Origin of the sequence: Tateyamaria pelophila (genome assembly GCF_019966495.1) — a bacterium.
GTDB lineage: Bacteria > Pseudomonadota > Alphaproteobacteria > Rhodobacterales > Rhodobacteraceae > Tateyamaria > Tateyamaria pelophila.
Genome location: NZ_JAIMIA010000123.1, coordinates 1 through 12575 on the forward strand (window position 1 = coordinate 1; position 12575 = coordinate 12575).

Sequence of the window (12575 nt, forward strand, 5' to 3'; positions counted from 1 at the left end):
CGGGCCAGCACAGCATCGCTTCGAAGCATAAGGCACCCGCCTTCAGGCGTTTCCGCAACTCCGGAGACCCTCAGAGGAAAGAGATACTTGATCCACAGGCCTGATCAGGCAATCTTCGCGTCAGATGGCAGGCCACTTGGGGAATGTCGGTTCACGGTAGATCCGATACAACTTCTTCCAATTAACATGCCACCCCTCGCGCTTCAGCAGAATGTGCAGGCGTCGATACCCAAACCGCCGTCGTTCAGATGACAGCCCCTTCAGCCGACCGCGCAGCTCGGTATCCGCTGGCCGCTTCGACACACGCCGATAAACACGCGGGTCAATCCCGGCCAAGGCGCAGGCGCGCTTCTGGTTCTATCGCTTCTCTGTCATGGCCCAGCTCCCAGCTCTGCGTCGCGCACCGGGCCTCAAAAGTTTTTTCCAGCATTTCCTCGAGCGTCGACACATCCATCATCTGCTCGGCCAAGAGTTTCTTCAGCTTGGCATTCTCAACCTCAAGCGCCTTCAGCTTCTTCGCATCCGACACTTCCATACCGCCATACTTGGATCGCCATTTGTAAAACGTCGCCTCGCTGACACCAAGCTTGCGGCTCAGTTCCTTCGCACCAAGCCCTGCCTCATGCTCTTTCAATATCCCAATGATCTGTTCTTCGCTGAAACGGATTCTCTTCATCGTCTGTCTCCGCAGTTGGAGAACAGGCTAACAAAAAACACCGGACTTTTCAGGGGAGCAGGTCAACTTTTATGCTCCGACCCTCCAGCGTTTCCCTCCATGCGATCAACTCCTCCTCCGGTTCCACGGCCAAGGCGGTGTGGTTAGCGAAAATTGAAATGGTTCTCCTGCGGCACATAGCGCTCGGGCTGTTCGCTTCCGATGTAATAGAAGAAAGCGACGGTGTCCCCTTTGCCCGCATCAAAGAAGAAATGCAGGAAATCGTGGTGACCGAGGGGGCCCCAACCGCGCTTGCTGATCGCATGCACCAGCGGAATCGCAAGAGCGTCACAATAATACTCCACCGTCTCGATCAGCTTCCAGGTTGGCCGCGCCGTGTGATCGCCCCCACGAAGCACGACTTTCACGGCATCTTCGGATGCATGGCGCGTTCCGGTCAGATCGCCCGAGCCCACGCCCATGGCGTCGTTGAAGCTCTTGGCCTTGGGGGCGTCGTCGCGCTCGCCAAGTAAATTGTCACTGTGCCAATTAACAGCATGGCACAACACGGAACAGTAGAGCGGAAACGCGGGCGGCCCCGGTCAAGCAGCAGCGGCAGCGATGGCCTGCTGAACCGCGATATGGTTGTGGACCTCGCCTCTGAGGCCGCGCGGACTCAATCAATCGACGAGATGCGTTACTTCACCTTGCAAAGCAGTTGGGCGTCCGGCCGGCCGCGCTCCACGACCATGTCGGGAGCAAGGATGATCTTGCGTCGGCCACTCTCAATCGCTTCTACGCCGATCTTCTGACGCGGCTCGAACCCTCTGCCCATCAGGCCTTCCTGATTGAACGCGCCGAGACGCATCCAACAGGAGACATGCCGGGCCTCGGATTCGGCCTGCGTGACTTCGCGCGGATACGTTCTGACGACGTTTTCGAGTTGGGCCAAGAAGCGCTGCCGGATCACTTTGCGGGCCTGCGCGGCCCACAACCGTGACGGCAGACAGGTGGCAAATCCGGGGAAAATCCAGTCCAGAACCAGCGTCACAATGATCAACCCGATAAAGGACCAGGACGCGCCGTAGATATCCCGCAACCGCGCCTCGGCCGGGCTTGAAGCGCCAAAAGCGAAAAGCGCGTATCCGAAAAGTGGCGTGACAGCCCCGAGCATCAGGTTCCGCAGGAACAGCGTCCAGAATAACAGCGGATCAAAACCGAAGAAGCTGATCATGGCGGACATCAGGATCGACACTTTCAGGGCTTCAACCCGTATGAACATCGACAGCTTGCGATAGATTGTGGCGACGGCAAGCGCTCCGAAAACGCCGCAGGCTGCAGATTCGTTCGGTGTGGTCACATCGAATAGGATCAGCCCCCAAAACCGCAGAAATAACGTTGGAAAAAGGAAGCACTGACCGGTTCGCCTCTAAGACCGAGCCCTTTTTGGCATTGAGCGCCAGGACAATGTCGCGCGATGTGTCGCGCCAGAGCACGAACTGGGCATAGACGAAGAATAACAGTCCTGCCGCGACACCCGGTACGACACCTGAGGCAAGAAGCGCAGAAATCGAAGTCCCCGACAGTACCCCGATCAGCACCACAAGAAACTGGGCGGGATGATCGGTGCGAGGCAGGTCCCCCAGAACCAGATTGGCCAGCAGATATTTGTCGCCGCCCCGCTCCATGCCTTCGGCCATGACGGTCCGTTCGAGCATCGCAGCGACAGCAATCACAGAGCCTGAGAACGTGCCGAGCAATTCGGAGATCACAACCAAAATCACATATTGCCGGCCCCGGATGCGCCCCAACCGAGACAGTAACTCCCCTAAAGGACAAACAGCGGGATCGTCACCAACTCCGAAGTGGTCACCGAATCCAGGATTGACACCGCAATAATCGACAGCATCTGCGGACCCATGAGCGAGAGCGCCGCAAATATGTTGAAGCTGAAGAAGGCCGCGAAGACCGGCATACTCAGGAGGAAGAGCCCCGCGAGCACTAAGACACCTGCACAGATTGGCATGGCTCAGGGTCCTCCCGAGCTATTTTGGAGCAGCGCGCGCGGTGCCGGCCGTCTGGTAACGATCCGATGCAGCATCCAACATCGCGAGATAGGATACCCTGCCGCCGTGGCCGTACCGGCCGCAAATGCAGAAGCGAGAGAATTCCAGATAATCCAGCTTATGGTGATCAGGACCCGGAACGTGGCGACAAGGGCGGCGCCGGCTAATTGGCCCGGTGAAAATTGTGGCGAGGATGTCCATTGCCACATTTTGGCCATGACGGGACACCGCCGACGTGGTCACAAAGATCGAGCAAGCGAGCAAATAACCTGACCTGTCCGGTGCCCATGCGATCGGCGCATTGAAAAAGTTACGCGACATGGTCGCAACGAAGGTTAGGGTGGCGATGCTGATCAAGGCCGCCATGCTGCACCACAATCCAATGTCGCTGAGCCGGTTGTGCATCAGTTCGAACTTCGCGAGCATATGCCCCGCTCCCAAAGTTGGGTCCGGGCTGAAAGGCTCAACCCGGACCCGCTTCAACGGCTGTTCGCGCAGCTGACCGGCCTCCTCGACGCCTCCGCACAGCCGCATTGCGAATTCGTCATCGCGGGTTTCGGCAAACGTCCAGGACCACAATGCGATGCCATCAGTCATGTTATGGCTGACCTCGTCACTCAGGGTCAGCAGTTCCATGCCTGCGGCGGCGAGCTTTTCCTGCTCTTTTGCATTAAACGGTCGTGGAACCCCGATATTTCGTCATCCAGAACAAACGCCTGCGCCTCAAAAACCGCACACCCATCTTCAGGCCACGCATCCCAGACCTGGTTCACGAGAATGACATGGGGTGCCGATACGTCGATCTTGAATTAGCGGTCCGTGACTTCGGCGAAACCGTAGCCCGTTGCCCGAGCGGCGTGGAACAGGGCCCCATCCACGACGCAACGCTTAAGGGCGCTGAACATTTCCGCTGGGGCAGAACCACCTGATTCCCGCCAACGGAGCTGATGCCGGGGTTCTGAGGCGGCAACGCGAGGATCTGCATACCTGAAAGATCACCTGCCCTGACAAATCACGATTGAGATAAATCCAGTAACCGTGTGTCAAAGACACAGAAAACGCATGCAGTCTGGGGGGCGTACATTTCGCGCACGACCTCCTTTGCGTTCGAGGCTCTGAAAGCCGACGCATCCGGGCGGATGCTTTCAAGGCTAGAGAGCAGCGTGGCGGACCCGGTGTGGAACCCAAGGTATGTGCACAGCACCTGGAACAGGCCCAACTTTTTTGGCTCAGGCTGTGCCAGTGGCCGAAAGGTCTCTGGTCCCGAAACCTGCACCGTGATCTCGCCTCCGGAGGCTTCGGTCAGAAGTTCCGCAAAGCGGTCGCAGATCACGACGGAGCCGGAATAGCGGGCATCTCATGTCTTGAGCATTCGGATATTTGTCTGCGCAAGTGCCATGCGTGCGGTCAGCGCCATGGCGGTAGCGGTGGCAAGGGTTGTCAGTCGTTTCATGTTGGCCCTCCTCCCTACGTGTTTTCTGTGATCATCTTAAGGCGCCCGGGCGCAACGCCGGGGCGAGGATCGCGCCCGCAGCCGACGCAACGGGTTCGAGCTTTATCTGCATGAACATCGCGCGCACTGTGCAGGCCCCGGCGGATGTGACGGGAATGCCAAGGGTGGCCTCGACCGCGGCAAAGGCGTGCAGTGATGGCATCTGCACGCTCCACGACAGCACCACGACATCTACGCCCTTCGTATCGAACCGTTTGACATCTTTGATCAATGCCATCGGATCGTGGGCGGCAACCTCAAGGTTGTCCTCGGTTTCCAGCACGAGGCTGCCGTGAATCTCAAAGCCTTCGTGGGCGACATAGTCCGTCACGCGCTATGCGAGCGGCTTCATGTAAGGCATCAGAAGACTGACACGCTTGGCACCCAATCAATAAGCGCTCCGACGGAGGAGACGACAGGGATGTCTTTTTGCCCCGCCGCGATGGCACCCTCGAGGTTTGTCTTGGAGGTCCGGTGGTTGCCCAGGCCCTGGCACATGAGTGCCACGAGACAGGCGTATCCCATCAAGTTCAAGTCGGCGTCCGATAGCTCCTGCGCGCCGCGGTACAGGCATCGAGCGCTGCGGGAATTTCATTTTCGCTCTCCAGCGCTTTGACGAGGGCGATGGAATCCTCCATCGTGATCCTTGTGCCTGAGCCGATGGAAAAATGCGCGTGCCGCACCCCATACCCGATCAGCACACGATGGCCATGGGTCCAGTTGTCATTCCAGACAGGCTGGAAATACCGCAACTCAGGTTCGTTCGAGATGAGCGGTTGGCCTTGCAGATCTGCCGTAGAGATCATCGACAAAGGGTTGACGCTGATCATCCGTCATCCGCGTAAACCCGAAGCCTTACCAAGCCGCGTGATCGCATTCCGTCACATTGGTGCACATGTTGTCGGCATACGGATAATAGTGCGCAGAAGGCACCGCGCCGCCTTCACTGCGGAAGCTCAATGTCGGGCGGTGATGCAACCGTTCGGCCCCGTACCAGGCAAAGGCGTTGGAAAGCTGGCTGCCGTGGGTGCCGAGAGTATCGTCATGGGCCCGGCACAGGGTTGAATTGGCCCCATCGGCACCAACGACCGGATCGGCGTCATCCAGCGTCGCTGGTATCGGAGACATCCACGTTGTGCAGAATGTTGACACCCACACCTGCGCAGATGCCCTGCAGCATTCGGAGCAGTTCCAGCCATTTGACCGCGCTGCCACAGGCCTGTCCTTTGATCGAAACGGGCGCGCCGTCCGGGATGATCTCCTGATTTTCCAGCGATTTTGTAATGGACTGCAGTTTCGCAAAGCTCTCGGCATCCGTCGATTCGAGCTTGGTCAGATATGCAAAATGGAGACCTGACGGGTCACCGCCCAATACATTGATTTTGGGCCTTTTCACTTCGCAGGATGAGAGTCTGCTCGCCTGCGCGGCGTCTTCGGCGGCGATTGTCTTGGCGATCATCTTGCGCAGCGCGACCTTGTCGCGTTTGCCCACCTTGGTCAGAGGCAACGCATCGATGGGCTCGATCCGCTCGGACCATTTGAAGACGGCAAGCCCTGCGTCCTTTGGGAACGCGGCAAGCTCATTGACGTCGGGGCAGCGCGCCGTTCTTTCCAGCAACCGCGTAAAGGCGGATGCGCTGGCCATGTGTCGGCGACGGTATGCCCACAAGGGCGACGTCGGTGAAGGTCGGATGGGCCATCATGGCGCGCTCCACCTCTTCGCAGTTGACCTTTTCGCCTGCGCGATCGACCACGTTCTTGATGCGACCTTCGAAAGTGTAGAACTTCACTCCGTCGATGACATGGGCCTTCATCAAGTCGCCGGAGCGATACTATCCGTCGGACGTGAACGCGTCCGCATTGCGTTCAGGTGCGTTGTAATAGCCGCGAATGGAACAGGGGCCAAAGATGGCCAATTCGCCGATCTCGCCATCCGGCACCTCGTTTTCGGTTCCGGGGTCGAGCAGGTGGACTCTGTCATGCTCTGAGATTGGCGCGCCGCAGGTCTCAAAGCGGACAAACTCACTGTCGCCTTACGGGTGAACATGATCGTACCCTCGATCATGCCAAAGATATGATGCCCGGTCACGCCCATGTCGAAGTCGATGATCTCTGCGGCTTGGAGGAGAAGGTTCCGCGCAGGTTTGCGGTGGGAATATGGCTTTCGGCAATCTCCGACTTCATCCGCATTGCGATGGGTTTCGCCGCCCCGATGACCGTGTGGCGCAAGGGTTGTGGGGCGCGCGCATCGCCTGCTGATCGACCCGCGGTATCGCGATCACCGTACCGTCGGGCATGATGATAGGTCCTCAGCCGCATCCCATGTTCAGGTTGTGCGCAAAAGGCATCGGCACGAAAAACCGATCCTTGGTGGTCCAGCCTTTGAACGCCGCCACGAGGCGCATGTTGTAGAGGTATTCGGAATGAATGCGCGGAATGATCTTGGGCACGTCGGCGGTCCCACCCGATTGCTGGAACGCTGTCCCTTGAAACGGGTCCTGCGGGGTGTCGGCAACCGCGGCGCGCCGCGTCGAGACCACCCTGCATGAGGTCACCCAGATCAACGACATCGTCGCCACCGGGACCGCGTGTGGAAACAATGAGGTTCATCTCTGGGACAAGCCCTTGCATCTTGTGCGCGAAGGCCGTGAAACCGAATTTCGCCCCATAGGTTTCGACGAGATGCGCTTTGGCGCCACCAAAACGCCCAGATACCCGATCTTCCAGCAGGCGATGAAGCAAATCAGTGTTTCGGACGTGTTCGTCAGCTGAAAGATGACGCGGTCGCGCGGGTTCAGGCCAAGACCCAGAAGACCGGCAGCGACTTTTTCGGTCACTTCATCGAACTCGGTACAATTATATGTGCCACCCAGCCAGAGCACGGCATCGCGGTCAGGATGGGCGGCAACTGCTGTGCGAAACCCGTCGGCCAGGGTTTCTTCGATGATCGCACCGACCTCGGCCTAATGCTTCATGCCCGAGGGGGCCGGGTAGTCGACACCCTCGACCATGGCCTTTGGTGCAAATGTCATGGTCTTTTCTTCCCATTTCAATGGCGTCAGGTCAGGAGCCTGTCGCTCAGCCAGTCTCGGATGGTCGCTCCCGCGACATACTGGCCGCGCTCAACGGCTGTCCGTGGTGCGTGCTGCGTACAACGACGCAGGCCTTGTCCTGTGTGCCCATGGCGGCATAGGTTTCGTCCAATTCCTCAGGGAACACACAGGTATCGGCGGCCTAACGGATTATGAATTTGGGCTGGTCGATCATGGGCGCACAGCGCAAGACGCTGGCCTTTGACGTGAGACCTGACCAGGTGGACAGCCAGCTTTCCGGCATACAGACCTTGCCGAAGCCGACGCCGTTCATGTTGGGCCTGCACGAGACCTGCCCCTGGAGCGAACCAAGGCTGTGATAGTCGGGTCAAGGGTCAAGGGTCAGGTGCCAGTTGCGCAGATCGGTACCGGTGCGCGGCACTTTGAACATGTTCTGCCAGCCAGCGGTTTGCGCCGTGACGTCATCGACGGCACCTGCTTTCGCGGCCTTGCGGGCCCGCACCATCTCGCGGGCTATGGTGTCAATCCGCTCCACGTGGTCGCGTTGCGCCGCGCGATAGCGCGCTATCAAAGCCGTATCGTAGTGCGCGCCGTCGGGGTCGTACCGGTTCTCGGAGGAGAACAGGAACAAGGCGGATCAATGGAAAGCAGGTCGTTTTCGTTCGTTACCGGGGGGGCAGCGAGTTGATGAGCTAAATGCCCTGGCCCGAATGCGGTGCGCAAAAAACCATCAGACCGGGTTTGGCCAGCGGCGCGTTCGACAGCTTGACCGGGTGCCCGGCAGGCGTTTCTCTCTGGCGCGAGGTTGGCCTGCTCTGCGTAACAGGCGAAAAGGCCAAGCCCCGAATTGCCTAAAAGATTGATCTGCTCATCGCCGCGATCCTTCAAGAATGCAGTGCCAGCATCAACCTCAAGAACGGCGAGTTCAAGTTCCAGCCGCAGGTCATTGCCAGCAGCGCGGGACCCTTGGACGCAGACGGCCGAACCCACTTTTAACAGTTCGGGGATGAGGTAATGGGTTGCCAGTATCTCGCGCGGATGCATCAGCGTGACCAACTCTGCGCGATGGGACAGCGACGATCGTTCCGATGAAGTTGTCATCAGCCTAAGCCCCAGACATTTATCGGAGGGCGCATGCCGAAGGGTGGCCGCTTTCAGTCAGTCAGACTCGGTTTATAAATCGACTTATATTTGTGCGACAGGCGCAAAAAATAAGCAAAACCGATCAACGGAGCAGCGGACGCGTTTGCTTCTACATTCAGCACCGTGGACAATGCACGATGGCGCTCATTGAGTATGGTTGCTCAAACGCGGCGTTTCGGACGAACAAACGCAGACACAGAGGAAACCATAATGTTCTTACGTTCAATGATCGCATTTGGCCTTTTGGGGGCAACGGCTGTTCAGGCGCAAACCGATCTTCCATTTGCGCTTGATTGGAAATTCGAAGGGCCGGCAGCGCCTTTCTTTGCCGCCATCGATAATGGTTACTATGCGGCGCGCGATCTCAACGTTACCATCGAAGCTGGCACCGGGTCGCTTGATGCGATTCCCAAAGTGGCGACGGGCGCATTTGCGGTGGGGCAGGCTGATATCAACAGTCTCGTTCGTTTCCTCGATCAGAACCCCGATGCACCGGTCATCGCTGCGATGATGATCTACAACAAGCCACCCTTCGCCATCATCGGGCGCAAATCGCTTGGTATCGATGGGCCCAAAAGCCTCGAAGGCAAGGTGCTTGGTGCGCCACCCCCTGATGGGGCATGGGCGCAGTTCCCAATCTTTGCCGCGGAAAATGACCTTGATGTCGACTCCATCACCGTCGAACCCGTCGGCTTTCCGACGCGCGAGCCCATGTTGGCCGAAGGCAATGTGGCCGCGATCACCGGGTTTTCGTTTACCTCCTTTTTGAACGCGGCCCGCCTCGGGGTGCCCGAGGACGACCTCGTGACGATCCTGATGGCCGATTACGGCGTCGATCTCTATGGCAACGTGATCATTGTGAACTCGGACTACGCCTCTGAAAACCCGGATATCATCAAGAGCTTCCTTGAGGCGACCGCCGAAGGCTGGGCCGCTGCGGTCGCGGATCCTGCCGCTGTCATACCGATGCTGCTGGAGCGCAACCCCGCCGCTGATCCCGCCCTGGAACAACGGCGCCTCGAGCTTGCGCTGGACGCCAATGTGCTGACGGACGAAGTGGCCGCGAACGGTTTCGGGTTGATTGACGACGCCCGCTTTGCCGCGTCGCTCGAACAGATCGCGACCACCTATGAATTCGCGTCGCCTCCCGATGCATCGAAATACTTCACCAATGCGTACATGCCCGAGGGTGGGTTTTCCCTGTCTGATTGAGATATGGAAAACCTCATCGAAATTGCCGACGTTCGGCACACCTTCCAGACAGCTTCCGGCCCGCTTCCAGTTCTGGACGGGTTGGAAGTGTCTGTGCCGGAAGGCGGATTCGTCGCGGTTGTGGGCCCGTCCGGGTGCGGAAAATCAACGCTGACACGATTGATCGCGGGGTTGTTGATCCCGGATGAAGGCTCGGTTTTCGTGCATGGCGCTCGGGTGACCGGGCCGCGCGCGAATGTGGGGATGGCGTTTCAGAACCCTGTTCTGCTTGAATGGCGCACAATCCTCGACAATGTGCTGTTGCCCCTCGAAATTGTAGCGTCCCCCTTGTCGAAAACCGAAAAACAGGACCGGGCGCGCAAGTTGTTAGCGCTTGTCGGCCTTGAAGGTTTCGAAAACAAACGACCGTCGGAGTTGTCGGGCGGCATGAAACAGCGTGCGTCGCTCTGTCGGTCGCTGATCCACCAGCCCGAAGTTCTGATCCTTGACGAACCCTTTGGTGCGCTTGATGCTTTCACGCGCGAAGACCTGTGGCAGACCATGCACAAGGTCAAGGCCGAAGAGCCGTTTACCGCCGTGCTGATCACCCATGACCTGCGGGAATCGATCTTCCTTGCCGATCAGGTCGTCGTCTTGTCCGGACGGCCCGCGCGGACGCAGTTTACGCTGGATGTGCCCGACACCGGCATTCGCACGCTGGATCATCTTTATACACCTGAAGCCGCAGAGATGCTGAACATCCTGCGCCACCAGATCGAAGTTGCGCAAGGTCGCGTACCGGCCAAGGACGTCGCATGACCGCACAAAAAATCCTGGTGCCAACGGCCGCGATCATTGTGTTCCTGATCTTGTGGGAGCTGTTGGTCTGGGCGATGGGCTGGCCAAACTTCCGCATGGCTTCACCCAGTGACCTTCTGCCGGCCTATGAGCGGTATTGGGAATTGTTCCTGACCATGGGGTGGCAGACCCTGTGGCGGACTGTCGTGGGGCTGCTTCTGGCGGTGATATTCGGGACAGCTCTGGGCATGGTGATGGGGTTTTCGCGTGTCATGCGCGATGCGCTTTATCCGCTTCTGGTAGGCTTCAACGCCGTACCAAAGGCCACCGTCGTGCCCATTGTTGCGCTGATGTTTGTGGGCTGGCATGATTTCAACACGATCCTGATCGCCTTCATGATCAGTTTCTTTCCCATTGCGGTCTCCGTCTCCATCGGCCTGTCGACACTTGAGCCTGAATACCGCGATATCCTGCGTGCGCTTGGTGCGTCGCAATCCCAGATTTTCTGGAAGATCGCGCTGCCCAAGACACTGCCTGAGTTCTTCGGCGCCCTGAAAGTCTCTGTTACACTCGCCTTCATCGGCACCAACCTGATGGAGATCGTCTCGCCGCATGGCCGGGGGCTGGGTGCTTTGTTCGACAGTGGAAAGACCAATTCGGATTATCCGCTGATGTTCGCGGTTCTCATCGCTTTAGCCTTTCTTGGGATCGTACTTTATTACATCGTCGTCGCACTCGAAAAGACATTTGCAGGCTGGGCGGATCGCAGCGCCTGACCTCTATATTTCGCCACCGACGCCGAGTTCCTCAAGCCATTTCTGATATTCGATGATCGGCAGGTCCCCGGGGCGCAATGGCATTTCGATCTGGGTCCAGAAGGGCGGCAAGAGCCATGGACGCTGGCTTTCGATAATCGGCTTGTCTTGCTGGCGTACATGAGTGGAAAAGGCGCGGTAGGCTTCGTCCTGCGCGGGATCAAGATCGTAGTCGCGCGCGAAGGTCCAGAAATTGCGGCACGTCTTGTGATCCACAGGGCATGTCGCCAGCCAAACGATATAACGCCCTGACGGCGTGTCCTTGGCCAGCCTGATGACATTGGGCATATGCACTTCATTGTCATATCTGATCCCGACATCGGCACCGGTCGTCCCGCCAGAAGACAAGGATGCGGGCTGCATGGTCTCATAGCTGACTTTCAGAACCGAGCCATCACGGGCAACCGTGTGGTCCGGTGGTGCGGGTTTGTCCCGTTCGCCCAGGATTCCCTCGTGGACCCATGGAAAATGGGTATCATCCAGCGTGCCCATGATCATGCGGGTCGATGCAGTTTTGGACGGCACGTCCTCATCCAGCGTGACGACGCGAAAGGCCGGATCTTCGTACTCCGGAAATGCAGGCAAATCAAAGATCGGGCGATCCGTGAGGCAAACCCAGACCAGTCCCAACGTTTCCGCGACGAGAAAGGAGGGCACCGCCGCAGCAGGCGGTATCTTTCGCCCCTCAGGAAACTGGGGAATGCGCACACATGCTCCGCCATGCCCATAGGCCCAACCATGGTAAGGGCACTGGATCGCCTGTTTGCCATCAATCGTCGCAATCTCTCCGAGGCTGAGGCGCGCCTGATAATGACGGCAGACATCAAGCACCGCCGTCAGTACACCGTCAAGCCGCGCCAGCGCGATTGGTTTCCCCAGAAGTTCAACAGGGTGGATGGCATGTTCGGTCACGTCTTCGGACCGCGCAACCGGTTGCCAGAACGCGGCCATGCCTGTGACGAACTGGTCGATGGCGCCTTGGCTCGGTCCTGAATGAACGTCAGTCGGTCTTGAGTCCTTTTGCATTTTCTCGATCCGTTGATTGCGACGTCAGCCTTCGATCATTTGAGACATATATTCAAAAGTCGACATCAAACCCGTTCGGGGCATTCTCTTTCGCGTAATTTTATCGGTGTGAGCCACCGTTTTGACACGTTATGTGGCCCTGCAACACGAGGATATGGGGTTTCTGTAGCAACTGGTCGTAATCTGCTTCATCCGATTCACTTTCCACCTAATGGATCGAAGCCACCGGCTTCTAGCCGGTCCGCTTCAGCGAATCTTTCTCTGATCTTCTCTCCTGAATTTTGAAACCCGCTGTGGCGGTATGGTTTCAAAATTCAGGAGAGAAGATCATGCGTT

Annotated in this window: 19 protein-coding genes and 2 pseudogenes; 4 read left to right on the forward strand and 17 right to left on the reverse strand. The window is 58.1% G+C overall.

The features are described from left to right. Positions 1–150: 150 nt before the first annotated feature. From LC354_RS22895 to LC354_RS28135, 15 genes and pseudogenes are all read right to left on the reverse strand, one after another. Positions 151–676: pseudogene (locus LC354_RS22895) on the reverse strand (transposase); the annotation flags it as partial. A gap of 143 nt (positions 677–819) precedes the next feature. Beyond that, entirely contained in the window at positions 820–1221 is a 402-nt protein-coding gene (locus tag LC354_RS22900; protein WP_223428248.1) for a hypothetical protein, read from the reverse strand. A gap of 131 nt (positions 1222–1352) precedes the next feature. Beyond that, positions 1353–1937, reverse strand: coding sequence for a TRAP transporter large permease subunit (locus tag LC354_RS22905; protein ID WP_223428249.1), 585 nt, complete (start codon positions 1935–1937; stop codon positions 1353–1355). After that, a complete protein-coding gene (locus tag LC354_RS22910) occupies positions 1921–2355 on the reverse strand; it encodes a hypothetical protein (protein ID WP_223428250.1) in 435 nt (144 codons plus the stop codon). The genes LC354_RS22905 and LC354_RS22910 overlap by 17 nt, the downstream gene beginning before the upstream one ends. A 128-nt stretch (positions 2356–2483) precedes the next feature. Then, positions 2484–2681, reverse strand: coding sequence for a hypothetical protein (locus tag LC354_RS22915; protein WP_223428251.1), 198 nt, complete (start codon positions 2679–2681; stop codon positions 2484–2486). A 19-nt stretch (positions 2682–2700) separates the two neighbouring features. Then, on the reverse strand, positions 2701–3357 hold the full coding sequence (locus LC354_RS22920) for a TRAP transporter small permease (RefSeq protein ID WP_223428253.1): 657 nt from the start codon (positions 3355–3357) through the stop codon (positions 2701–2703). An 848-nt stretch (positions 3358–4205) separates the two neighbouring features. Next, positions 4206–4544 (reverse strand): hypothetical protein, encoded by a 339-nt coding sequence (locus LC354_RS22925; RefSeq protein WP_223428255.1) that lies wholly within the window; start codon positions 4542–4544, stop codon positions 4206–4208. Between the two features lie 199 nt (positions 4545–4743). Then, positions 4744–5043, reverse strand: coding sequence for a hypothetical protein (locus LC354_RS22930; RefSeq protein WP_223428258.1), 300 nt, complete (start codon positions 5041–5043; stop codon positions 4744–4746). A 25-nt stretch (positions 5044–5068) separates the two neighbouring features. Continuing rightward, positions 5069–5341, reverse strand: a complete 273-nt coding sequence (locus LC354_RS22935; RefSeq protein ID WP_223428260.1) for a hypothetical protein — start codon at positions 5339–5341, stop codon at positions 5069–5071. Next, a complete protein-coding gene (locus tag LC354_RS22940) occupies positions 5313–5858 on the reverse strand; it encodes a hypothetical protein (protein WP_223428262.1) in 546 nt (181 codons plus the stop codon). The genes LC354_RS22935 and LC354_RS22940 overlap by 29 nt, the downstream gene beginning before the upstream one ends. Continuing rightward, positions 5794–6027 carry a hypothetical protein gene (locus LC354_RS22945; protein WP_223428264.1) on the reverse strand — a complete coding sequence of 78 codons (234 nt, stop codon included), beginning with the start codon at positions 6025–6027 and terminating at the stop codon, positions 5794–5796. Before LC354_RS22945 ends, LC354_RS22940 begins: the two co-directional genes overlap by 65 nt. 18 nt (positions 6028–6045) lie before the next feature. Next, a pseudogene (locus LC354_RS28125) lies at positions 6046–6216 on the reverse strand (AMP-binding protein); the annotation flags it as partial. Between the two features lie 82 nt (positions 6217–6298). Then, the gene (locus LC354_RS22955) at positions 6299–6532 is read right to left on the reverse strand and encodes a hypothetical protein (protein ID WP_223428266.1); all 234 of its coding nucleotides are present in this window, start codon (positions 6530–6532) and stop codon (positions 6299–6301) included. Beyond that, the gene (locus LC354_RS28130; protein ID WP_399204182.1) at positions 6523–6783 is read right to left on the reverse strand and encodes a hypothetical protein; all 261 of its coding nucleotides are present in this window, start codon (positions 6781–6783) and stop codon (positions 6523–6525) included. The genes LC354_RS22955 and LC354_RS28130 overlap by 10 nt, the downstream gene beginning before the upstream one ends. Before the next feature lie 36 nt (positions 6784–6819). Beyond that, a complete protein-coding gene (locus LC354_RS28135) occupies positions 6820–7095 on the reverse strand; it encodes an AMP-binding protein (RefSeq protein WP_399204184.1) in 276 nt (91 codons plus the stop codon). Between the two features lie 368 nt (positions 7096–7463). Here LC354_RS28135 and LC354_RS22970 point away from each other — a divergent pair, with 368 nt between their 5' ends. After that, a complete protein-coding gene (locus tag LC354_RS22970; RefSeq protein WP_223428269.1) occupies positions 7464–7625 on the forward strand; it encodes a hypothetical protein in 162 nt (53 codons plus the stop codon). Between the two features lie 8 nt (positions 7626–7633). On the opposite strand, the gene LC354_RS22975 is transcribed toward LC354_RS22970, so the two are convergent. Next, positions 7634–7897 carry a hypothetical protein gene (locus LC354_RS22975; protein ID WP_223428271.1) on the reverse strand — a complete coding sequence of 88 codons (264 nt, stop codon included), beginning with the start codon at positions 7895–7897 and terminating at the stop codon, positions 7634–7636. 722 nt (positions 7898–8619) lie between these two features. Between LC354_RS22975 and LC354_RS22980 the strand changes: the two genes are divergently transcribed. The 3 genes from LC354_RS22980 to LC354_RS22990 are packed head-to-tail and all read left to right on the forward strand — an operon-like array spanning position 8620 to position 11174. Next, positions 8620–9621: an ABC transporter substrate-binding protein gene (locus LC354_RS22980; RefSeq protein ID WP_223428273.1), complete on the forward strand. Its 1002-nt coding sequence runs from the start codon at positions 8620–8622 to the stop codon at positions 9619–9621. Positions 9622–9624: 3 nt separating this feature from the next. Further along, on the forward strand, positions 9625–10419 hold the full coding sequence (locus LC354_RS22985) for an ABC transporter ATP-binding protein (RefSeq protein ID WP_223428275.1): 795 nt from the start codon (positions 9625–9627) through the stop codon (positions 10417–10419). Then, entirely contained in the window at positions 10416–11174 is a 759-nt protein-coding gene (locus LC354_RS22990) for an ABC transporter permease (protein WP_223428277.1), read from the forward strand. The genes LC354_RS22985 and LC354_RS22990 overlap by 4 nt, the downstream gene beginning before the upstream one ends. Positions 11175–11177: 3 nt before the next feature. On the opposite strand, the gene LC354_RS22995 is transcribed toward LC354_RS22990, so the two are convergent. Further along, a complete protein-coding gene (locus tag LC354_RS22995; RefSeq protein ID WP_223428279.1) occupies positions 11178–12239 on the reverse strand; it encodes an aromatic ring-hydroxylating oxygenase subunit alpha in 1062 nt (353 codons plus the stop codon). Positions 12240–12575 lie beyond the last annotated feature (336 nt).